At 34.7% G+C, this 23,509-nt stretch carries 22 protein-coding genes; 8 read left to right on the top strand and 14 right to left on the bottom strand.

The genetic code is table 11. The annotated features are described in order from the left end of the window. Positions 1–193: 193 nt before the first annotated feature. Entirely contained in the window at positions 194–1,597 is a 1,404-nt protein-coding gene (locus AC0ONG_RS00970; RefSeq protein WP_001258425.1) for a sigma-54 interaction domain-containing protein, read from the top strand. Positions 1,598–1,681: 84 nt separating this feature from the next. Then, complete coding sequence (locus AC0ONG_RS00965; RefSeq protein ID WP_000063865.1) at positions 1,682–1,885, top strand: hypothetical protein; 204 nt, start codon at positions 1,682–1,684, stop codon at positions 1,883–1,885. A 44-nt stretch (positions 1,886–1,929) separates the two neighbouring features. Here the strand turns inward: AC0ONG_RS00965 and truA are convergent, their stop codons facing one another. From truA to AC0ONG_RS00930, 7 genes are all read right to left on the bottom strand, one after another. Beyond that, positions 1,930–2,667 (bottom strand): tRNA pseudouridine(38-40) synthase TruA, encoded by a 738-nt coding sequence (gene truA / locus AC0ONG_RS00960; RefSeq protein WP_001067298.1) that lies wholly within the window; start codon positions 2,665–2,667, stop codon positions 1,930–1,932. Between the two features lie 114 nt (positions 2,668–2,781). Next, on the bottom strand, positions 2,782–3,675 hold the full coding sequence (locus AC0ONG_RS00955; protein WP_000758929.1) for a hypothetical protein: 894 nt from the start codon (positions 3,673–3,675) through the stop codon (positions 2,782–2,784). Positions 3,676–3,923: 248 nt separating this feature from the next. After that, on the bottom strand, positions 3,924–5,303 hold the full coding sequence (gene rlmD / locus AC0ONG_RS00950) for a 23S rRNA (uracil(1939)-C(5))-methyltransferase RlmD (protein WP_000615212.1): 1,380 nt from the start codon (positions 5,301–5,303) through the stop codon (positions 3,924–3,926). A 10-nt stretch (positions 5,304–5,313) separates the two neighbouring features. Further along, positions 5,314–6,177 carry a DNA-3-methyladenine glycosylase family protein gene (locus AC0ONG_RS00945; RefSeq protein WP_000269427.1) on the bottom strand — a complete coding sequence of 288 codons (864 nt, stop codon included), beginning with the start codon at positions 6,175–6,177 and terminating at the stop codon, positions 5,314–5,316. 59 nt (positions 6,178–6,236) lie between these two features. Then, positions 6,237–7,019: a delta-lactam-biosynthetic de-N-acetylase gene (gene pdaA, locus AC0ONG_RS00940; protein ID WP_000875970.1), complete on the bottom strand. Its 783-nt coding sequence runs from the start codon at positions 7,017–7,019 to the stop codon at positions 6,237–6,239. A 125-nt stretch (positions 7,020–7,144) separates the two neighbouring features. Beyond that, the gene (gene fumA / locus AC0ONG_RS00935) at positions 7,145–8,665 is read right to left on the bottom strand and encodes a class I fumarate hydratase (RefSeq protein ID WP_000413529.1); all 1,521 of its coding nucleotides are present in this window, start codon (positions 8,663–8,665) and stop codon (positions 7,145–7,147) included. Between the two features lie 206 nt (positions 8,666–8,871). After that, entirely contained in the window at positions 8,872–9,054 is a 183-nt protein-coding gene (locus AC0ONG_RS00930; RefSeq protein ID WP_000513558.1) for an SE1561 family protein, read from the bottom strand. Between the two features lie 213 nt (positions 9,055–9,267). On the opposite strand from AC0ONG_RS00930, the gene yfkAB reads away from it, so the two are divergent. Beyond that, a complete protein-coding gene (gene yfkAB / locus AC0ONG_RS00925; RefSeq protein WP_000156022.1) occupies positions 9,268–10,395 on the top strand; it encodes a radical SAM/CxCxxxxC motif protein YfkAB in 1,128 nt (375 codons plus the stop codon). A 35-nt stretch (positions 10,396–10,430) separates the two neighbouring features. Here yfkAB and AC0ONG_RS00920 read toward each other — a convergent pair whose 3' ends face one another. Further along, on the bottom strand, positions 10,431–11,228 hold the full coding sequence (locus AC0ONG_RS00920; protein WP_002083605.1) for a YfkD famly protein: 798 nt from the start codon (positions 11,226–11,228) through the stop codon (positions 10,431–10,433). 81 nt (positions 11,229–11,309) lie between these two features. Next, positions 11,310–12,365 carry a calcium/proton exchanger gene (cax, locus tag AC0ONG_RS00915; protein ID WP_000482131.1) on the bottom strand — a complete coding sequence of 352 codons (1,056 nt, stop codon included), beginning with the start codon at positions 12,363–12,365 and terminating at the stop codon, positions 11,310–11,312. A 178-nt stretch (positions 12,366–12,543) separates the two neighbouring features. On the opposite strand from cax, the gene AC0ONG_RS00910 reads away from it, so the two are divergent. The 3 genes from AC0ONG_RS00910 (at position 12,544) to AC0ONG_RS00900 (ending at position 13,899) form a co-directional block, all read left to right on the top strand. Further along, entirely contained in the window at positions 12,544–12,960 is a 417-nt protein-coding gene (locus tag AC0ONG_RS00910; RefSeq protein WP_000550220.1) for a pyridoxamine 5'-phosphate oxidase family protein, read from the top strand. Between the two features lie 154 nt (positions 12,961–13,114). Next, positions 13,115–13,261, top strand: a complete 147-nt coding sequence (locus tag AC0ONG_RS00905; protein ID WP_000817786.1) for a BH0509 family protein — start codon at positions 13,115–13,117, stop codon at positions 13,259–13,261. A 209-nt stretch (positions 13,262–13,470) separates the two neighbouring features. Beyond that, a complete protein-coding gene (locus tag AC0ONG_RS00900) occupies positions 13,471–13,899 on the top strand; it encodes an EamA family transporter (protein ID WP_000100295.1) in 429 nt (142 codons plus the stop codon). Positions 13,900–13,910: 11 nt separating this feature from the next. On the opposite strand, the gene AC0ONG_RS00895 is transcribed toward AC0ONG_RS00900, so the two are convergent. Next, positions 13,911–14,504 carry a DedA family protein gene (locus AC0ONG_RS00895; protein ID WP_000434870.1) on the bottom strand — a complete coding sequence of 198 codons (594 nt, stop codon included), beginning with the start codon at positions 14,502–14,504 and terminating at the stop codon, positions 13,911–13,913. A gap of 487 nt (positions 14,505–14,991) precedes the next feature. On the opposite strand from AC0ONG_RS00895, the gene AC0ONG_RS00890 reads away from it, so the two are divergent. After that, positions 14,992–17,754: a tetratricopeptide repeat protein gene (locus AC0ONG_RS00890; protein WP_000151406.1), complete on the top strand. Its 2,763-nt coding sequence runs from the start codon at positions 14,992–14,994 to the stop codon at positions 17,752–17,754. Between the two features lie 37 nt (positions 17,755–17,791). Here AC0ONG_RS00890 and lepB read toward each other — a convergent pair whose 3' ends face one another. From lepB to AC0ONG_RS00875, 3 genes are all read right to left on the bottom strand, one after another. After that, a complete protein-coding gene (gene lepB / locus AC0ONG_RS00885; protein WP_000983696.1) occupies positions 17,792–18,328 on the bottom strand; it encodes a signal peptidase I in 537 nt (178 codons plus the stop codon). 178 nt (positions 18,329–18,506) lie between these two features. Beyond that, entirely contained in the window at positions 18,507–19,187 is a 681-nt protein-coding gene (locus AC0ONG_RS00880; protein WP_001051075.1) for a lysoplasmalogenase, read from the bottom strand. Positions 19,188–19,306: 119 nt separating this feature from the next. Then, on the bottom strand, positions 19,307–20,257 hold the full coding sequence (locus AC0ONG_RS00875; RefSeq protein WP_000845710.1) for a DMT family transporter: 951 nt from the start codon (positions 20,255–20,257) through the stop codon (positions 19,307–19,309). A 270-nt stretch (positions 20,258–20,527) separates the two neighbouring features. Here AC0ONG_RS00875 and AC0ONG_RS00870 point away from each other — a divergent pair, with 270 nt between their 5' ends. Continuing rightward, positions 20,528–22,453, top strand: a complete 1,926-nt coding sequence (locus tag AC0ONG_RS00870) for a heavy metal translocating P-type ATPase (protein ID WP_001083768.1) — start codon at positions 20,528–20,530, stop codon at positions 22,451–22,453. A 188-nt stretch (positions 22,454–22,641) separates the two neighbouring features. On the opposite strand, the gene AC0ONG_RS00865 is transcribed toward AC0ONG_RS00870, so the two are convergent. After that, positions 22,642–23,508 (bottom strand): YihY/virulence factor BrkB family protein, encoded by an 867-nt coding sequence (locus AC0ONG_RS00865; RefSeq protein ID WP_001226536.1) that lies wholly within the window; start codon positions 23,506–23,508, stop codon positions 22,642–22,644. Position 23,509: the final 1 nt, after the last annotated feature.

Here is a 23,509-nt window from a genome sequence, read left to right as displayed (position 1 = left end):
AATACGTACCAAGTCTCTGATTCATATATTAAATGAGAGTTTCACACAAAAAAGCGTGCACAACCGCAAAATTTTTCTATCATTTGAGAAGTTTTAAAAGGAAAATAGCAAAAAAATTTTGCGGTTTTATAAGAATTTTAATAAAATTATAAAAAGTCAGTCTTCATAGGGTGAAATGAGGAGAAGATAATCTATGCGTACAGAAGACATTAATTTTAAACAGATCATTGAAATGAATATGCTATATGAAACTTTACTCAATGAACTCGATATCGGGATTCATATTATTAATGAGGAAAGTAAAACGATTGTCTATAACCGCAAAATGATGGAAATTGAATCAATGGATCGCTTAGATGTGCTATATAAAAGTCCTTTAGAGGTATTTGCATTTGAAGAAAATAAAAATAGTACTCTTATAGAGGCATTAAAATTTGGAAAAACAAAGAAAAATATAAAACAAACGTATTTTAACAATAAAGGACAAGAAATTACAACGATTAACGATACTTTCCCTATAATAGAAAATGGAAAAATTAAAGGTGCCATTGAAATATCAAAAGAGATCAGTCACTTAAAGCAAACAATAAGAATAGGCCCTTCTCGAAAACAAAGCACTAAATTTACCTTTGATCACATAATTGGTGATTCTGAAGCAATTCAATCCATTATTACAGAAGGAAAAAGAGTAATTCGTACATCTTCCTCCATACTTCTCGTAGGAGAAACAGGTACTGGTAAGGAACTATTTGCACAAAGCATCCATAATGAAAGTCAGCGTTCAACAAAACCTTTTATTTCACAAAACTGTGCCGCTATACCTGATACCTTAATGGAAAGCCTATTATTTGGTACAAATCGAGGTGCCTTTACAGGAGCAATAGATAAACCAGGTTTATTCGAAGAATCAAACGGAGGAACTTTGTTATTAGATGAAATCAATTCATTAAGCCCAATTCTTCAAGCTAAGTTGCTACGGGCTATACAAGAAAAAACAATAAGAAGAATCGGAGGTACACACGAAAAAGAAATTGATGTTCGTATTATAGCAACTATTAATGAAGATCCCTTCGAAGCCATCGCACATGATCGATTAAGAGAAGACTTATATTACCGATTAAGCGTCGTTACTTTATGTCTTCCGCCTTTACGGGAAAGAAAAGAAGATATTCCAGCTCTTGTTCAGCACTTTATTAAAAAATATAATACTCAATTCGTGCTCAACGTAACCGATGTAGATGTAAATGTAAGTGAATTTTTCTATGCATACGATTGGCCTGGAAACGTACGGGAATTGGAACATATAATTGAAGGTTCCATGAACTTGATAGAAGATGAAACCATCATTACAGCTTTTCATCTTCCTACTCGCTTTCGCGAACAAATAAAAAAAGAATTCAACATGCAGCATACACTAACTAATCACAATACTGATGCACCTAAAACTTTAAAACACACAATAGAAAAAATGGAAAAAAACTACATCAATCAAATTCTTAAAGAGAATCACGGTAACATCTCACAAGCTGCAAAATTTTTAGGATTAAGTAGACAAAATTTACAATATCGAATTAAAAAACTGCATTTACACATATGAAATGAACATTTCTCCAAATGCAAAAAATAATTTGGTAAAATATGTTACAATGAACATATAACATGCTAGAAAGGGGCTATATATATGAGTAATGATAAAAAATTAAAGTTATTACAATACTTATACTTTTTCCCTGCCATGCTCTGTATGATGTTATTCATTAATTCCGATGTAAGCAGCTCTCCTTATGCAAAGCTATTAGGAACAATTTCGGGCTCCTTTGCAGCTATTATGCTTGCTGCTTTTTGGAATTTGAAGCTACATATAAAAAACGAGAAATCTTCGTAATACTAAAAAAATCGAGCTACTTAGCCCGATTTTTTTATTTGCCATTAAAACTCAACATTCTCTAAATACAACCCACTTGCCTCAGCAAGACAATTAATTTGATTGCGCTGCTTTTCTTCTAAAATGTTTGGAATTGCTTCAGCATCTAATTGTCCTAATCCAACTTCAATTAATGCCCCAACAATTTTTCTTACCATGTTATGAAGGAATCCGTTCCCACTTACTCTAATTTGTACAAATCCTGCCTCTTCCATCACATCAAGTGTATATACTTCTCGAACCATAGATTTTTTCTTTGATTTCGCATTTGAAAAAGCAGTAAAGTCATGTGAACCAACTAAATGTTTTGCAGCTGCTTTCATGCTTTTCACATTTAATTTTTTATTCACATGCATGCTGTATTTACGCATAAATGGATTTGTATGCTCTTCATTCCAAATTTTATACAGATATGTTTTTGCTTTAGAATTGTAACGAGCATGGAAACGATCATGTACTTCTTCCACATTCGTAATGCTAATATCATTAGGTAAATATTGATTTAAATATTTTTTCACTTTATGTTCCACTAACTTCTCATCACTTTGAAAGTTAGCAACTTGATTCAAAGCATGTACACCAGCGTCTGTTCTACTACAACCGATAATTTCAATTTCTTTTCCGATCATTTCAGATATGACACTTTCGATTTTTCCTTGAATCGTATTATCGTTATTACCAAGACGTTGCCATCCTTTAAAACGTGCACCATCGTACTGAATCGTTAATTTATAATTATTCATCGTATTCTCCTTGTCTTAATGGGCTAAAAATATAATCCCTCATACAGCTTTTCCATATGAGGGAACTATAACATATTGTTACTTCATTCTAAAAGGAATAAAGTAATCTATTTACTAATTACGATTCGTTCGAATCCAGGAATCTCCTAAGTATGTTCTAATTTTTAACCAACCAAATGATGTTGTAGATTCTTCAACTACAAATACAGTTTGTGGTGCAAAAGTACCGATTGCTCTACCGAAAGGTTGATCAAATGCCGTAAATACATTTGGGACATGGTAATAAGATCCTTGTGGTGCAATCCATTTTTCTCCAACCTCAACCTTAATTTTCTTCCAACCATTTTCTCCTTGTTGAAGTACTCTTACAGATTGGGCTGAGAATTTCACACCGTGATGCATGTACTTAGGTTCATTGTATGCATAAAAATCACGATTAATATGTTCCACGTGTGGATAACGAACAATCCACTTTGGCCCTAAATACGTGTTAATTAAAGACCAACCGTTTTCTTTTGTCTGCAAAATATTAACCGTTTGTGGAGCGAACCAAGCATCTGGATTTTTAGCTTCAGGGCTACTGTATGCTGCAAAATTCTGCTTCATTATTTGTGGCATTCCATTTACACTTGTCCACTTCTGCCCCAAATATGTATCAATCAAAATTTCACCTCTTAGTGTACCATCACGTGCAATAACAGTTTGAGGACCAAATACGTACTTCGCACTGTCCATATTAATCCAATCAAAAGCTTCAAAAGTTCGATTAATTTCTACTTTAGCGCCCTCTGGTGCGATAAATCCACCACTTATCTTCCACCATCCACTAGGATGTTGATTTGTAACATAAACCCTTTCTCCTGGCTGCAGTTCTTTTTTCACAGGCGAATTAAAACTACGACTTTCATATACTTTTAATGTTTTTGTTGTTTCATATGATTCCGCATGTGCAGAAGTTGCAAATAAAGAAACCATCCCAAAAACAAACAATGCCAACCATTTTTTCATAAATCTTCTCCCTTTCAGCTTATTTTCTATAGCAAAATTGCTATGTTACATCCATATTGTAATTTATTAATACAAAGTGGTCTATACAATCTGAATACTGTATATTTTTACAAATTCTTTTCAAATGCAGAAAATAATTTCATATACTTCATACAGAAAGTATGTATATTGATTACGTAACGTGATTTAGCTGCCAGCATAACAAAAAATGTTGATGTAGTTAACTACATCAACATTTTTAATCCTTCTTATTTCAACTTTAATCTAACTACATTTTCTACATGCGCAGTATGCGGGAACATATCAACTGGTTGCACATACTCCACTTCATAACTCTTCATTAATGCTTGTACATCACGTGCTAATGAAGAAGGATTACAAGACACGTACACAACTTGTTTCGGTTTCACCTTTAAAATCGTTTCCAGTAATTTATCATCGCAACCTGTACGTGGTGGATCGACAACAATTACATCTGGACGCCATCCTTCTTTTACCCATTTCGGTAACCATTGTTCAGCTTTACCTGCTTCATATTTCGTATTTGTAAATCCGTGACGCTTCGCATTTTTTCTTGCATCTGCAATCGCTTCTGGAATTACATCCATACCACGTACTTCCGCTGCATCGTTCGCAAGCCAAAGTCCGATTGTACCAACACCACAATACGCATCTACAATTTTCTCATCGCCTGTTAACGCAGCTGCTTTTTTCGCTTCATCATATAAAACAATTGTTTGTTCTGGATTCAACTGGAAGAATGCACGTGCTGATAATTCAAATGATAAATCGCCAAGTGTTTCTTGAATTACTTCTTTTCCAGCTAATTTAAATGTTTTATCTCCAAAAATAACAGATGTTTTACGCCAGTTTACATTTTGCATAATTGATTTAACCGCTGGCATCTGTTTTTGTACTTCTGCAACAAATTGTTCTTTATTTGGTAATTCTTCTTTTGTTGTAATAAGTGTAACTTGTACTTCCCCTGTTTGAACTGCAGTACGTGTTACAATTGTGCGTACTAAACCTTTTTGTTTTTTCTCATTGTAAATAGAAACATTTAATTTTTCTAAAATACGTCTTACAACTTTTGTCGCTTCATTCGTTGCTTTATGTTGAATCATACAGTGAGCAATATCAATTAACTGATGTGAGTTTTGTTTATATAGCCCTGTAATAACCTTTTCGTCTTTACGCCCCACTTGTAATTGACTCTTATTACGGTAATGCCATGGATTTTCCATGCCAAGCGTTGGACGAATTTTCTCTTCCATACTGTTTTTCATGTACTTCTCAAATGCTTGTACAACGATATCACGCTTTTGATTCAATTGTTCTTTATAATCTAAATGTTGCAGCTGACAACCGCCACACTCCTCATATACTGGACACGGTGCTTTCACACGATGCGGTGAAGCTTTACGAACTTTTTTCACTTTCGCTTCAGCGAAGCCACGCTGAATTTTCGTTGTTTCTGCAACAACTTCTTCTCCTGGTAATGCCCCTGGAATGAAAACAACTTGTCTCTTAAAATAACCAACGCCTTCTCCGTTAATCCCAAGACGTTTAATTGTCACAGGAAACGTTTGACCAACTTCCAACTTACTCTCATGTTGCTTTTGTATCATTATTACACCTCTACTCTATACTTTTCCATAAATATAACGCTGCATAACTGCAGTATGGTTCACACTCTTGTTTCACTTTTTCTAAAAATGCATCATCAGGTTTATCATCTAATTGAAATATACCTTGCACTGCACGCTGAATCCCAATGTCCGCTTTCGGAAACATATTTTTCCGTCCAATCCCAAACATTAAAAAGTTTTGCACTGTCCATGCACCAATTCCCCTAATTGGCAACAATTGTGCTGAAACTTCTTCTTCCGTCCCAGTTTCTATACTCGCTAAATTTAATGTACCACTGACAATACTTCGACCTAATCCTACTATATATTCAGCCTTTCGCTGACTAAACTTCTGCTCTCTCAATTCTTCTATTGAAATATTTGCTACTATTTCCGGAGTGGGGAAAAAGAATACACCGTTCTTCTCTGTTCCATACCGTTTCACAAATTGTTCTGTTAACACAGTAGCAAATTTCAAATTTATTTGTTGGTGAATGATACAGCGAAGAAGACAAGCAAAATAATCAAATTCTAAAATAATTGGAGTATAAGCATATGTTTCAAATAGTGGACGTAATGATGTGTTTAAAAAATGATTTTGTATATCTTGAAACGGTTCATTCCAATGAAAAATGGCCCTCATTCGTTTCATGACTTTCTCCGGATCTCCTGTCTGACTAGAAATCCAAAACTGTGGATTTTGAACAGTACCAATCCCTTGTAAGCGAACAACAACCTGTTCCTCTTCTATGCAAAGCGGGATATAAATGACTTTCTCATCTAATTGAATGACGTTAAGAGGATCAAAAGATAAACGTTTTAATACTTCTTCAAAATGATACGGATACTCTAACGTAACATGTTCGCTCCACATACGTTTCCCCATCCTTTTTACACATCATTATAGCATGAGAAAACCGTAAGCATACATGCTTACGGTTGATTGCTTTTTACTAAGTCATCTAGACTTTTAAAATGATACCCTTTCTCGCGCAAATCATCAATGATTTTCGCAAGTGCTTCTGCATTATCTTTTGATATTGCATGAAGTAATAAAATAGATCCTGGGTGAATCATCGTCATAACATTATTATGCGCATATTGCCATCCTCTTTGCTGATCCACTTTCCAATCCAAAAATGCAAGTGACCAAAATACATTATAGTAGCCCATTTCTTTCGTAAGAGCTAACGTTCTTTCACTAAATACGCCGCGCGGAGGACGTACATATTTCACTTCTTTTTGCCCAGTTACTTTTTTAATTTCTTCCGTTACACTCGTTAATTCTTCACGAAGCTTCTCATCATTTACCGCTGTAAAATCAGGATGACTCCAAGAATGATTTCCAATAATGTGTCCTTCATCCTTCATTCTTAACAATAAATCTTTTTGTGTTTTAATGTAATGCCCCGTTACAAAGAAAGTTGCTGGTACTTTTTTCTCTTTTAATACATCTAAGATTTTCCCTGTGTATCCATTCTCATATCCATTATCAAATGTTAAATAAATATCTTTTTTCTTCGTATCTCCTAAATAAAACCCGCCATTTTTTTGCAGTAAATCCGTATATAACTTTCCTGCATCTGGTACTGTTTCATTTTTAGGACGCGGGATTCCCCAGTTATGTGGAGTATTTGTATAAGCCAATGTTGAAACTGGAACAAGTGCCATCATAATTGAAAAAATGAGACCGATATATAACCATTTATATTTCATAAATAGTCTCCTTTCCATATATAATCGTACCTGTAGTTTCTGTTTCCTTACTTACTTTCATGCTGTGCATGTTTTTCTATATATACCAAAAAATGCATCTCGAAAGATTCGAGATGCATTTTTGTTTATTTAAATACCGGCTCTTTAAAGCTCGCTAATTTTTCAAGTGATGTTTTATCAACATCTGCATGTAAACTATTACCATGAGAGTCCATCGTTACAACTGCTTTAAAACCTTCAATGCGTAAATGCCACATTGCTTCTGGAATACCAAATTGTAAGAAATCAACATCTTCCACTTCTTTAATACATTCAGCATAATATTGCGCGGCACCGCCGATTGCGTTTAAGTACACGCCACCGTGTTCTTCTAAAGCCGCTAATGTTTTCGCACCCATACCGCCTTTTCCAATAACAGCGCGAATACCAAATTTCTTCATAATATCGCCTTGGTACGGTTCTTCACGAATACTTGTCGTTGGACCTGCCGCTTTAATTTGCCAATTGTCATTGTCATCTTTCACAACAACTGGACCACAGTGGTAAATAATTTGTCCGTTTAAATCTACTGGACAATCATTATCCATTAAATGCTTATGGATTGCGTCACGACCTGTATACATCATGCCATTAATTGTTACAACATCACCAACGCGAAGTCCACGAATTTGCTCTTCTGTAATTGGTGCTTGTAATACAATCTCACGTTGCTCTGTTTTTTCTTGTGCTTCATGCTGAAGTGTATCTTCACCTTCTTGATATAACCAATCCATAATTTCACCTGTTTCAGGATGGATTGTTACACCTAGGCGGCGATATGCCCAGCAATTATACGCCACAGATACGTAGAAGCTAGCTGGCAGGCGGTTATACACGCCAATTTTACAGCCCAGTAAAGTTGTTTCTCCACCAAATCCCATCGTACCAATGCCAAGCTTATTCGCATTTTCTAATACGTACTCTTCAAGTTGTTGTAACTCTGGTACTGGATTGACATCATCTAATGTACGGAATAATTGATTTTTTGCTAATTCATAACCTGATGTGCGGTCTCCCCCGATACCAACACCAATTACACCAGCACTACATCCTTGACCTTGTGCTTGGTATACTGCATGAAGAAGGCATTTACGAATTCCTTCTAAATCACGGCCAGCTCGTCCAAGTCCTTCTAGTTCACACGGTAAGCTATATTGAATATTTTTATTCTCACAGCCACCACCTTTTAGGATTAAACGTGCATCAATATAATCTTTTTCCCATTGTTCAAACTTAATAACCGGTGTACCTGGTCCTAAATTATTTCCACTATTGTCTCCAAAAAGAGAGTCAACAGAATTTGGACGAAGTTTACCATCTTTTGTCGCCCGCTCAAGCGCATTATAGATAGCTTCCTTCAACTTTAATTGATTCACACCAACTGGTGTATAAATTTTAAACGTTGGCATCCCTGTATCTTGGCAAATCGGTGAGATGTTATCATCAGCCATTTTAATATTATTTGTAATTGTGCCAAGTGCCATCGCAGAACGAGTCCCTGCATTTTCTCGCTCTTTCGCTTGTTGAATCGCACGACGAACATCTTTCGGTAAGTTCGTTGACGTTTCAACAATTAGTTGATACATGCTTTCTTGAAGCTTTTCCATTGTTACTTCCCCCTCAATTGTGAACGCTACCAAAACGTTATGAGCTGAAAATTCCATTGTTATGCTCTTTAGCTTTTTATTTGTTTCACGCTATTAAAGCATAAATGAAATTTTTCACAACTTGATTATACCTCTTTTTCTATCGTCCTTCTATTATCCGCACAGAAAAAGGCTACCAAATTGGAATTGGCAGCCTTTTTAATATATTATTCGTCTTTTTTAAATTGCTCACATTTTAATTCTAATTCATCTAACATTGCAAGAAGACGATCTACATCTTCTAATTCTACTTCTTCAGGTTCAATTGTATCAATTACTTCAATGAACATATTTAAACGCTCTTTTAAATATACTAATTGTGTATCTTTATCTTGAATTGCTTTTCCCATGAAGGCACTCTCCTTTTAATTCGAGTTGCTTTTATTATACCGCAAAAATGATTGCTATGGGCATGAAATTTCACCAATTTTGTCACAATCATCCACTATAATGTAAGCCCTCTCTCTTTTCATGCTAAAAAGTTTCACTTTATAAAAAGCACATATTCTTCTATTATAGAGAATGGACAAATTGTTATTTCAATAGTCAAAGGAGTATTTCATATGACGATATCACAAAAAATGAAGCCGATTACTCCTTCTTACGATCCATGGGAAGCGTATATGGACCTTGAAGAGTACGGCAAACTACTATTAACAAATGTTGAATTTACAACGACGACGTTATGCAATATGCGCTGTGAGCATTGCGCTGTTGGTTACACGTTACAGCCGAAAGACCCAAATCCGCTTCCGATGGATCTTTTATTAAAACGATTAGATGAGATTCCTCATTTACGTTCTTTAAGTATTACTGGCGGAGAACCTATGCTTTCAAAAAAATCCGTCGACAACTATGTAACACCACTCTTAAAATACGCCCATGAACGAGGCGTTCGCACTCAAATCAACTCTAACTTAACTATAGATTTAGCACGTTACGAACAAATTATTCCTTATTTAGACGTGTTGCATATCTCTCATAACTGGGGAACAATTGATGACTTCGTTGAAGGCGGATTTGCAATGATGGAGCGTAAACCTACTTACGAACAACGTGCAAAATTATTCGAAAGAATGATTACAAATAGTAAGGCTCTATCAGATGCAGGTGTACTTGTATCTGCCGAAACAATGTTAAACAAAAGAACTCTACCACATATTGAACATATTCACCGCCAAATCGTCGAAGAGATGGGCTGTAAACGTCATGAAGTTCACCCAATGTATCCAAGTGACTTCGCGAGTAATCTAGAGATTTTAACAAAAGCTGAAATTCGTGATGCGATTGAGCATTTACTAGAAATTCGCGATGAAAATGTATGGATGTTATTTGGAACTTTACCTTTCTATGCTTGTAGCGATGACGAGCGAGACATTGCCACATTTAAAAAATTACAAGAGAGCAAAAATGTAACCGTTCGTAACGATCCAGATGGCCGTTCTCGTTTAAATGTAAATATTTTCGATGGAAATATTATTGTGACGGACTTTGGTGATGTTCCACTTCTAGGAAACATACAAACAAACACATTACAAGAAGCATATGACAAATGGAGTGCTTCAAAAACAGCAAAATCATTAAGCTGTCACTGTCCTGCAGTAAAATGTCTTGGACCAAATGTTCTTGTAAAAAACAGCTACTATCCGACAGAAGATTTCTTATCAAAAACAGCAAACATTACATTATAAAAAAACGTCAGCTTATAAGCTGACGTTTTTTTATGTTATTGCGAGTGGGAAGAAGAAATGAATTTAAAAAATAAATGATCATGAATTGGAATCGCCGCTCCAATTCCTTGAGAAGTAATATTTTTCACAACAAGTCTTTTTTGATTTCCCTTTAATACAAGATACACTTCTCCAAATGTTACTTTTCCCTTTTCATTTACTGCTGGTGTATAAGCGTATAAATATCCGAGTTGACTCGGACTAATATTATACACACGCTCATGTCCAGTACCATAACCAATAGTTGTTTTAAACGAAAGGGGCAATTGTACTTTTTCAAGCGCTTTGAGAAGCATCATTTTTTTCACATCTGCAGCATCTTTCATATCTGCTGTTAAATCGCCTTCAACCGTCTTTTGTGTTTCTTGCTTATAGCGAAGTGGATATAAACGGTCTCCTCCGCGATTATCATACACATTTCGATTCACTTGTTTATATTCCCAATTAATCGATGTGTCTACTGATTCATAATGTAAAGCCCATTGACCTAAATAAATTTTTGCCCGGTACCCTACTGCAAGCGGCGCATTTGAAATTGTCGTTTCATTAAACATCCGAATTAAGTCTGGATTTTCAATTTTAATATTAGCTGTTTTCAATAGTTCTTGAGCAAACTTACTTGGCTGTAAACGTGGCAAATCTTGCGCATCATTTGGAAATGTATTGTCTTTTGAAATATTTAAAACAGATGAAGGCATTTTTGTTCCTACTGTTGTCTTTGCAAAACTCATGTTAGGAAATAATAAAATAAACGAGACCATAGTTGAAAGACATATGCTGTATACTCGTTTCACCTGTCTGGCTCCTTCCTATGTAAAGGTATATATACTACTTTGTTTATTGTTTTCTCTGAGCACAATTGTTATGCCTATTTTTCATAATAAATAAAAACCAATTCCCATAATGACATACGCCGCTAGTAAAGTGCCGCCTTCAAACCAGTTTGTATCTCCATCATTTGAAATCGCAATCGTTAAGAAAACGGCTGTAATCATAGATACAAGTTCTGGTATGGTAAATACTAAAGGCATCCTCTGCGCGAAGAACATAGATAGCAATACTAGTACAGGAGCAACAAACATGGCGATTTGTAATGTAGAACCTATTGCAATTTCGACTGCAATATTTACTTTATTTTTATAAGCCATAATAATTGCAGATGCATGTTCCGCTGCATTTCCAACAATTGCAACGATAATAACCCCTATAAATAATTCTGACCAACCAAATGATTTTGCAACAGTTTCAAAAGTATGCACGAGCGCCTCTGATACATAAGCTACCGCCAGTGTTGCTATCGCTAAAATAAGGAGTGCCTTCCCTTTCGACCACTCTGGCTCTTCTTCATGCGCTACTTCGTCACTTTTATGTTGATATACACCACGGTGCGTAACTAACTTAAATAGTAATGCAGCAATGTACATGATAATCATAATAATAGAAACACCTATACTTAATTGATACGTCTTGCCAGCGTCCATCTTCATTGAAAAGATCTCTGGAATAACAAAGGCCACGACAACAGCAAATATTAATAAAGCTGAATTATGCCTTGCATCGTAAACGTTAAAGCTTTGCCTTTTATATTTAAGTCCACCTACAAAGAAGGATAGTCCTCCTACTAATAATAAATTTCCAAGTACAGAACCCGTTAAAGAAGCTAACACCACTTCAATTAACCCTGCTTGAAGTGCAAAAATTGAAATGATAAGTTCAACAGCATTACCGAAAGTAGCATTTAATAATCCGCCTATTCTAGGACCAGATACAATTGCTAAACTCTCTGTTGCTCTCCCCATAAAACCAGCTAACGCGATAATCGTAATACAATACACAGCGAACATAATTGTTTCTGGCCAATGAAGTGTTTTTCCAAGTACAGATAGTGGTACACCTATAAGTGCTACTATAAGAAATATTTTATTAAACATGCTTTTCACCCTTCCATCGTATGTATTTCTCCTCAATATTATTATTATTATTCTCCTAACTTGTCCGATTTCATCACAATTACGTTTAAAAAATCGACTTGAAGAAAACAGTATGAAAGATATTTAAATTATCTTGTTTAAACAGAGAAAATATAAATTAGGAAAAGAGGTAAAGAATATGCACTTAAAAGAGAAAATTGCAACTATTATCCAAGGACAACGTACCGGTGTATTATCCACAGTACGTAACGAGAAACCGCATAGTGCCTTTATGATGTTTTTCCATGAAGATTTTGTACTATATGTTGCAACAGATCGACAATCAAAAAAGATAACAGATATTGAACAAAATCCTAATGTCCATGTACTACTCGGACGAGAAGGAAAAAAATTAGATGAAGATTATATTGAAGTTGAAGGATTAGCTTCAATCGAGGAAGACTCAACATTAAAAAACAAGTTTTGGAATAATAGCTTAAAACGTTGGTTACTCGGTCCTGAAGACCCTAATTACGTATTGATAAAAATCAATCCCGACACAATTTATTACATCGATGGTGCCGGTACGACGGAGCCTGAGTTTTTACGACTATAAAATAAAACAAGCCCCCTTTAGGTGGGCTTGTTTTGTCGAAAAGTTCTTTTGAAAAAAACAATAAAATAGGTGGAACTTTCTAAAGATTCTGTTATATAATAGCAGTAACTTAAATAAACTGTATTAAAACAGATTGAGAGGAGAAATAAAATTGATGAAGAGAGAAGAACGCAAAAATATGATTGAGTTTATTGAAAAGAAGAAAGGGATTGAGCGTGACGAATTACTGTTTATGACAGACGATGAAGTAGAGCATATTTATAATGTAACGTACTTTTTATATGAGGAAATTGCAGAGTAGCATAATAATCCCCACCTTATTAAAAATATAAGGTGGGGATTATTTCGTTATTTAGCCCACTATTTGCGGGCAGTAAAACTCCCACCTTAAAATTCAAGTGGAGCAAGAAGTTAAGTTGGAGTCATGCTTCCTATAAACCTTAATTACTTCAACTTTATACATGAGAATCATTTTCATGTATAATACTGTAAGATTGGAGGGATTTTACTATGAGTTCGTGGCTCTTATTTGCACTATTATCAGCAATTGCTGCTGCCCTTGTATCGATTTTTGGAAAGTTTGGTTTAGACGGAATCGATGCAAACGTTGCAACAACAATTCGATCTATTATTATGGCATTATTTATGATAGGCGTTATTATCATACAAGGTAAATTTCAAAATATCGGCGACGTACTGCTAAATAAAAAAGCACTGCTATTTATCACATTAAGTGGGATTGCAGGTGCTTCTTCATGGCTATTTTATTTTCTTGCCCTCAAAACAGGAAAGGTTTCACAAGTAGCTCCTGTCGATAAATTAAGCGTCGTATTTTCTATCATTCTCGCTATGATTATCCTCGGTGAAAAGTTAAACTTTATGACCGGTGTTGGTGTAGTCTTTATTACAGCTGGTGTATTATTTATTGCTTTCAGCTAAAAAAACCGCTATTAGCGGTTTTTCTTTTTCTTTATGTAAAACCATACAACACATGTAACAACTGCTGAAATTAATAAAATCCATATTCCATAATGATGTAAACTATACTCAACGAAGCGCCACTTCTCGCCTAACTTCCAGCCAAGCCCAATAAAAACACTTATCCAAATGAGCGCACCACCGTAAGCGTACAAACAAAAACGCCAAAGTGTCAAATTTGATACCCCAGCAAAATATGCCGTTAAATGACGTACTCCCGGTATAAAATAACCAATCATTAAAAGAAATGGCCCATATTTTTCAAATAAAATATGTGTTTTTTCAATGTGATGTTCTTTAATTCTAATTTTCGGCCCATATTTCTTTAAAACAGGGAGCCCAAGTTTTAAACCTAATATGTAGCTTAACGTAATCCCTAACATCGCACCAGCCATCCCACTTAAAAAAGCAGCAGTTCCTGACATAACTCCTTTTGAAACATTATAACCAATAAAGGTCAATAAAAACTCGTCTGGTATCGGTAATCCGACAATCCCACCAGCCAAAGCTATAACAATTCCAAAATAGCCATAATGCGCGATTAACTCGCCAATATGTTGTTCCATTCGGAAGACACATCCTATGCACGATCGTTATTCCACATTGTACCCTTTCTATCTTTAAGGCAAACATGGTATACATATTCACTATACATTGTTTTTATAATGAACTCTACTTCTATTCTTTCCTTTAACAGAGATAAAGTGAAACTTTAATCAGTGGGGCTTTTCTTCATCCTCTACTAATTATTAATCTACGCCAATCTTGCTTCTACAGACATCCCGACTCCCACATAACTCACTTACATTCACCAATTTTGAGAGTAGATTCTTACTGCCCGCAAATGACCCGATAAAAAATAAAAATTCATATGCGTGTTTTTTTGTTACAATAAAGGAAAGTTACTTTTCGCAACGGTTTAACTCTCAAGAAAAATGATATATCTAGCAAAAACATAGTTTGGTCTATATAATGCAACTTCTACCTATTAAAAGAACATGAACCCTTTTACATACAACATCATTTTTCTAAATTATACAGGGGGGAACGAACATGACCATTGAAAATCAATTTATTCAAAAAGTTTACTATAAAACATTTTTAACAGAAGAAACTTCTACTCCTGCATCGGAAGTACTCGGTGAAGCATATATAAATGAATCTAAAAATGAATTCTCCAACATTTCTAATATTCGATTTGCTCAAGGTGAATTTTATTATCAAAATAAAGATTTTGAAGCAGCTATATTTAAATGGGAAAAAGTAAATAATGCTCTTGCACTTTGGGCAACAAAAAATATTGCAGATGCTTATTTTGAACTAGGATTTTTACCAAAGGCAGAAGAAATTTATCAATCCATTCAAACAGAAGATACAACTCTTACGATGGAGGTTTCCTTACAACTTCTTTCTCTTTATATCGAACAAGATCGTTTAGGACTTGCTTTTAAGACGATTAGTGAAGCTGTTGCATTCCAACCGGATTACCCAAATATTACTGCAATTGCACGTTCTTTCTATGAAAAACAAGAAGATTGGAACAACGCTATCGAACTAGCTGTTCAAGAAGGTATTCGAACACAATCTTTACACTGGTTTGATACGTTAATAAATTACATAAATAAAGGATTTACAAAAAATATTAAGCCTGAATATTTCTATGAGTCTTTAAAAGCTCTATATGCTGTTGATCAAGCTCAATTTAAAGAACTTGTTATTGCTCTTTGGAATAGCTATCAACATGAATCCTTATACCTTCCTTGGATTCAAAGTATTAATCATTTATTCTTGCATATTGAAACAGACAATAATGACGATTGGAATGAAATTTCTACTCGCTATCAAGAAACATACTTTGCATTAATTACCGGAAATCATTTTATGCATGAATTAAACGGACTTGTACCAAATTTATTAACAAATTGGTTCAGTTTAACGAAAGCAAAAGATTCTCTAGTTGTCTCTGCAGCAGTGTTAGCATGGAATGAAGTCTCACCTACAACTTTAGAATCATTACTCGTAAAAAGTGCTGGATCCTTACTTTCTAATACATCTGCTGAAGCAGATGTAAATATGGAAACAGTTTCTCATTTATTCGAAACAATCGCTGTATGGGCTGAGAAAAATGATGTAGATTTAAGTCATCAATTTACGCTACTCGTCCATGAACTATGCGATTTAAATGTCACGCCACTACTAATAGCTGGAACTAGTGACCATGATAAAACATCATTTGTTAATTCAATATTAGGAGAGAACATCTTAAATGAAACTTTAACAACTCCTATTCTATTTAAAGACGCTAGTCAAACTGAAATAACAGAATTTACCGCGTTAGATATACGAAGTATCCCTAACCTTGATGAATTCCATCAAGTAACGGCTACATCTGCTCAGTCGGAACTTGAGAAAAGATGTATAGAAATTAAGCTACCAAGTAGGTTTTTAAGAAAAAATAAGTTTACATTTCTTATTACACCATCCATTCAAGGACAATTGGATAAAAACAATGCATACTTTGAATACTTACAAGCAGCAGATAGTCTTGTTTACGTATTAAATTCTTCTTCACCATTGCATAGTGAAGAAATTGATACGTTAATTTATTTACGTGAACAAGTATCAAACTTACAAATTCACTTCGTATTACACACAAATAATACGACTACTAATGAAAAACTAATTAGTAAACTTAAAGTGCATTTTCCAGATGCACAATTCTTCCCATACTCTCCTTCGCAAGAGAGTAGCCAGCAACTTGGAGATGTAACAGAATCTATTCTCTCTAATCTTGCAAAACGCGATATAGAAAAAGAACGTATAGAAAAGCTAATATGGTTTACGCAAAAGACGATTGCTTATCTCATAAACGAACGTGTGGAATTAGAAAATACATTAGTAAAATCCGTACGCTGGAATAAACACATCTCAGTGAAACTTACTGGATTTATTAATAACCTTACTGCTCTTGAAAAAGATAAAATTCGCTCTATTACCGAATCCTATCTTTTAACGAAAGAAGAAATTACACGAGATATACATTCTCAAATTCCTGAATTATTACAGAGCTGCTCTGATCTTGTTCAAGAAGATAGTGATTTCAAACTAGTTCATGAAGAATTAAATGCTGCAATGAATGAACGAGTTCAAAAGCATGTACAACAGGTACTTCTTCCTAAATTTACTGGGTCTATTCAAGAATGGATTGAAACAGCACATAATGAATTTATTCAAGCTCAAGCTTATTTAGATGAAATGAGTGAAACATTTAATAAATTATATAAAGAAGAACGTATGAAACTTCCTTGCGATTTCAAATTATTAGATGATTGGAATCGAGATGTTGTACGAATGACAAATCGAATTACAGTAACAAACATCAATATTTTATTACGCTTTACACCGACACAGTTTTTCTTAAAAAGTGCCGGAAAATTATTTGGTAATATGCAAAAAAACCAATCTATGCTCGCCAACAAATATAAACAATATATTGAAACAGAAGACTATACAGAAATTGCTCACACAATTTCAAAACAATTCTTCCTACAATTTGAAGTATTTGAAGGGGCATTAGAACGCGATATCATGATGTTCTTTAAAGATCCACTTAGCATATTGAAACAAAATGTGGATGCAGCTCAACTTGAGATACAGGAAGATGAACAAACATTAGCAACGCTAAGAAGCAATCCAGAAACATATCATGATCCTTTAGCGTTATTTAAACTACAATTGCTACAACATAAATTCGTTTTAAGTACTACAAAGAAACATGAAGATATCTTTGTATCTAACGAATCTCCTACTGTTTAACAGAAAAACCAAGCAAACTAAAATTTGCTTGGTTTTTTTACTTTATTATTTTCATATGTTCAAACGGATAATAAATGCCTGCTAACTTTCCTAACACATCTTCTCTATCAATAAAACCTAAACCATTTCTACTATCTTTACTTATTAGGCGATTATCTCCCATAACAAAAATCTTATTTTTAGGAATTGTAATCGGTCCAAAGTCCTCTGTTAAATTCATAAGTTTTTTTTCTGCTTGTTTTTTATTACTATCCAAATACTCTTCATCTTTCACTTCAGAATTTACATATAATTGATCATTTCTCATCTCAATAATATCTCCTGGCAATCCAATCACTCTTTTGACATAAAAATTATCTGTTTTCACAACAATAATGTCTTCTCTCCCATAGCTTTCAAATTGTTTTGCTAACTTATTAACAATCACCTTATCTCCATCTTGCAACGTCGGCCTCATGGATGCTCCTTTTACAGTCGTAGGGAAAAACACAAAAATTTTCGCCAAAAACACCAATAAACATGCAATTGCAATCGTTCCAAAAAATTCACGCCAACATTTTTTCCTTTGCATCATTTCACCATCTCATCATCTTTTTACTTTTATTATAAATAATACGACTGATATTTTTCTACAAAATTCTGAATTATTAAATTACAATATCAGAAATTTCAAAATAACAATACTGATCAAATTAAACAAGCAAAAAAGATACTCTCAAAATAGTCTATCCACTATTTTTGAGAGTATCTTTTTATAATCCCACATATACAATACACATTTGAGCAGCTACATATGTAAACCAAATCCAAAGTGGCTCATACTTCAATTTACGCCCTCCGATATCTGTCACGCCAATAATAAAATCAGAAATCACAAACAGTAAACCACCAAACGCTGGTATCCACCATATTCCTGTATTTTCATAATATAAGGCGAATGCAAAGCACGCCATTCCCCCAACCCACAATCCATAAATTAGAGCTCCTATCGTAAACAATTTATCCTGTTTATCATTTCGGATAAAGAAGAACCATCCTACAATTAGAAAGAGCCCATATACAAGTAAGCCAATCCAAAAACCATTCCATGAAATTCCTGTTTGCAAAAATGCTTTTACATAAAAACAATGAGCAAGGGCGAAAGTAACCATCCCACCAATTAATCGATGACCAATTGGAATCAACCCAGCCATAAACAAATCTCCCACAGTCGATAAAGTCATACCAAGTGCAACCCACGTACTATACTCTACAGATGGATCTTGTAACCATATCCAAATTGCACTACCTGTTAAAGAAAAACTAAGAATAAGACGGATTGCTAAAGGTAACGGCATATTAACTTTCGTTCTTTTTGTCTGCCCTATTGCATAAATTGCACCAATAAAAAAAAGAAGTATTTGCCCAATTAACACCACGTAAAGTAGATTCATAATATGTTCTCCTCAATAAATGCTTTTTGTATCTTTTTTCGTTACACTTAGTCTATTATCCTTTTTCTAAAAAAAAGAAGAACAGCACTGTTCTTCCATTGTAATCGCTTTTCTGCTCTCTATGCCACTTGTTTTTCTTGCTCTATTTTTTGCTTAGCTGGCGTCCGATTTACCACAATAATTCCCGCGGCTACACATGCTAAACCAAGTAGCACAAATGAATGAATTGCTTCACCTAAAATCATGCTCGATAATAACACACCAAATACGGGTATAAAGAACATATACATAGATACTTTTCCAACCTTGTTGTATTTCATAATTGTATTCCAAATACAAAAACCAGCTGCAGATAAGAAAGATAAATAAATCAGCATAAGTAGTGCGTGTAGACTAAATGTAAATGGCATTACTCCAACTTGTAAAGCCCCTATACATAATAATCCTATAGAACCAAAAATCATTTGGTATGCTGTCATATAGCCAACATCTAATGTTTTACTACCTTCTTTTGCTAATATGTTTCCATATGAATACAGCATTGCTGCACTAAGAAGTAATAAGCTTCCGATTCCAAAATGAAATGATAAGCTACCATCACTCGGCACATTTACTAAAATGACGCCACAAAAACCAATCGATACCCCAATTAATTTTCTCATATTGAGAGCATCATCTTTATATACAAAATGGGCGAGTAAAATTTGAAAGAATGATGATGTCCCTGAAATGATAGCTCCTTCAATCCCCGAACTATAACTCATTCCAATATAAAAACAGATATATTGAAGAAACGTTTGGAATAAACCAATTTGTATTAACTGTTTCCCCGTTCCTTTTTTGAAGCTCATATTTTTCCCTAACACTTTAAAAAAGAATAAAAGCATTACCCCAGATAACAAGAAACGATAACCAGCAAATAATATTTGCTCTCCAACTTCTTGTGGTTGAATTCCAAGTTCAACATAACTTAATTTAATAAAAGGAAATGCGCTTCCCCATAAAAAAGTTGCTACTATTGCAGCAATAAATACGCCAATCGGATGGGTAAAAAATTTCTCTGTCTTCACTTGTTGTCTTCCTTTCCGATCTTTTATGAACAATATTCATATATACCAGAGGAATTGCGAAAACACAAGTTTTCCGTTTATACTTGAAACAAAACCGTACCATCTCATAAAAACATATGATATACTATAGAATAATTACAATATAATAACGATTAAAAACAGATTCAACAGAAATGCTGCTATCCATTATGGATGGCAGCTTTCGTCGTTTTATAGGGGTTTCGATTTTGATTATTTTTCTCAATAAGAATTCGGAAGGAGCGAGTAGTAATGAACTCAGAAGTAAAAACGTTACAGGCAAAAGAAGCAATTTCCCATCCCTCTTTATGGGACACATTAAAAAAACATTATGAACTTGTATTTGCAGTAGCATCTGGTATTTTTATTTTAGTTGGCTGGTTATTCACAAAGAACGATGCAATGAATGTAGGTATTACTTGCTATATCCTTGCTTATATAGTTGGTGGATATGCAAAAGCGAAAGAAGGCATTGAAGATACGATTGAAGAAAAAGAGCTAAATGTTGAAATGCTAATGCTCTTTGCAGCTATTGGTGCTGCAATTATTGGCTACTGGGCAGAAGGGGCTATCTTAATCTTTATCTTTGCGCTCAGCGGTGCTATGGAATCTTATACGTTAAGTAAAAGCCAAAAAGAAATTTCCGCTCTTCTTGACTTACAACCTGAAGAAGCATTACGTATTTCCAACGGAACTGAAGAACGTGTTCCTGTTGGAGAGTTACAAATTAACGACATTATTTTAATTAAACCTGGTGAACGTGTTCCTGCTGACGGTACGATTCATAACGGTGAAACAAATATCGATGAGGCAGCAATCACAGGAGAACCTATTCCAAATGAGAAAAGACATGGCGATGAAGTATTTGCCGGTACTGTAAATTTACGTGGTGCTATCGAAGTTAAAATTACGAAGCCGAGCGATCAAACATTATTCCAAAAAATTATCCGTCTCGTCCAAAGTGCACAAAGTGAAAAATCACCATCACAACTATTCATCGAAAAGTTTGAAGGAACATACGTAAAAGGTGTACTACTCGTTGTTGCGCTTATGATGTTCGTTCCTCATTTCTTACTTGACTGGAGCTGGAATGAAACGTTTTATCGCGCTATGATCTTACTTGTAGTCGCATCTCCTTGTGCGCTCGTAGCTGCCATTACACCAGCTACGTTATCAGCCATTTCTAACGGAGCGAGAAACGGTATTCTCTTTAAAGGCGGTATACATTTAGAACGCCTTGCTTCTGTGAAAGCAATCGCGTTTGATAAAACAGGAACATTAACAGAAGGTAAACCTACCGTAACAGATGTATATGTTCGAGAAAATATAACAGAAAAAGAAGTACTTTCTATTACAGCATCAATTGAAAGTCACTCTACACATCCTTTAGCTGAATCCATTGTTAAATATGCACAACATGCGTACGACATTACATTAAAAAAACCAGAAAAGGTTGAAGATGTAACTGGTTTTGGTCTAAAAGGAAGATTGGAAAACATCGCTTATAAAATAGGTAAAGCTGACTTTATCGGTGAAGAAACAAAGACATTTCATAATGGTATTTCTGCCTCACTTGAAAAAGAAGGTAAAACTGTCGTTTATATTAGTGATGAGGGAGGCATTCTTGGACTTATCGCTTTAAAAGATACGCTTCGCCAAGAAACAATAGCTGCTATTCGTGATTTACAAAGCATTGGTGTCGAAGCAATTATGATTACTGGAGATAATGAAGAAACGGCAAAAGCAATTGCCTCTGAAAGTAATATAAAGGAATATTACGCATCATGCTTACCAGAAACAAAAGTTGAAACGATTAAAAAGTTAAAAGAAAAATACGGTACAGTAGCAATGGTCGGAGACGGTATAAATGATGCCCCTGCACTAGCTACTGCTAGCATTGGTGTCGCAATGGGAGAAGGAACAGATGTAGCTTTAGAAACTGCAGATGTTGTACTGATGAAGAACGAACTATCTCGCCTTTCCCAAGCAATTCGTTTATCAAAACGAATGAACCGTATTGTGAAGCAAAACGTAATCTTTTCGCTAGCCGTTATTGCCATGCTAATTTGTTCAAACTTCTTGCAATTTTTAGCTCTTCCATTCGGTGTTATTGGCCATGAAGGAAGTACGATTCTTGTCATTTTGAATGGCTTACGATTACTAAAAGGAAGCAAATAAAACGGGTCCCTCATAGAGGACCCGTTTTTTTTTAATGATAGCTATTATGACCGTTCGCACTGCTACTCGTTTTATGCTTTGGATGCGAACTGCTCTTTTGTTTATTATTACTTTTATTATTATGGTTCTTTTTATTATTACTCATGAAATATCCCCCCTGTTCCTTTTTATTATGGAACAAGAGCTCATTATTCATTACGGGAATTATTGTCACCGGTTCTATAATGGTGGAGTAAACCATTAATTTCACCGCCAAGTAAAATTACCCATCCAGTTAAATAAAACCATAACATTAAAATAATGATACCACCGAGACCACCATATGTATTGGCGTAATTCGCAAACTTATCTACATAATAAGCAAATGAGTAAGACACCACAATCCATCCTACAGTAGCAAATAACGCCCCTGAAATAACTTCTCTTCTTTTTAACTTTCGATCTGGTGCAAATGTATATAAGAAACTAAACAAAGCAAATAGTACGAAGAAACTCGCTACTAATCGTGTAATGCTCCATACGAAAGAAAAACTATCTGATAAACCGAGTGCTTTAAACACTGCTGCTCCAATAACTTGTCCGAATACCGGAACAATTAACGCAAAGACAATCATAAAAATAATAGCTAATGTAAACACAATTGATAACGCTCTTGTTGTAATAAAAGAACGTGTTTCCTTCACGTCATAAGCTCGGTTAAAAGCATTCATAACCGCATTAACACCATTTGAGGCAAACCATAACATGGATAATAAACCAAATGATAATAAACCACCATTTTGCTGGTTTACAACTTTATCTACATTTACCTCAATTAAGTTCATTGCATCATCTGGTACATAAACCTCTAATAAACTAAGCACATCCTCTGTTTGAATGGGAATAAATCCAAGAAGCGTAATTAAGAAAACGAGCCCAGGAAAAATTGCAAGCAAGAAGAAATAAGCGAGCTGTGCTGCCAAGCCCGCTACATCATCGCGCATCGTCCGGTCATATAAATCTTTACCAAACGAATAAGTACGATTTCTTCTCACCTTTTCTAAAATTTTCCTCATA

This window comes from Bacillus sp. TCT6 (assembly GCF_056033845.1).
Note: the sequence above shows the minus strand (reverse complement) of the source record. Positions and strands in the feature narration are given on the sequence as shown.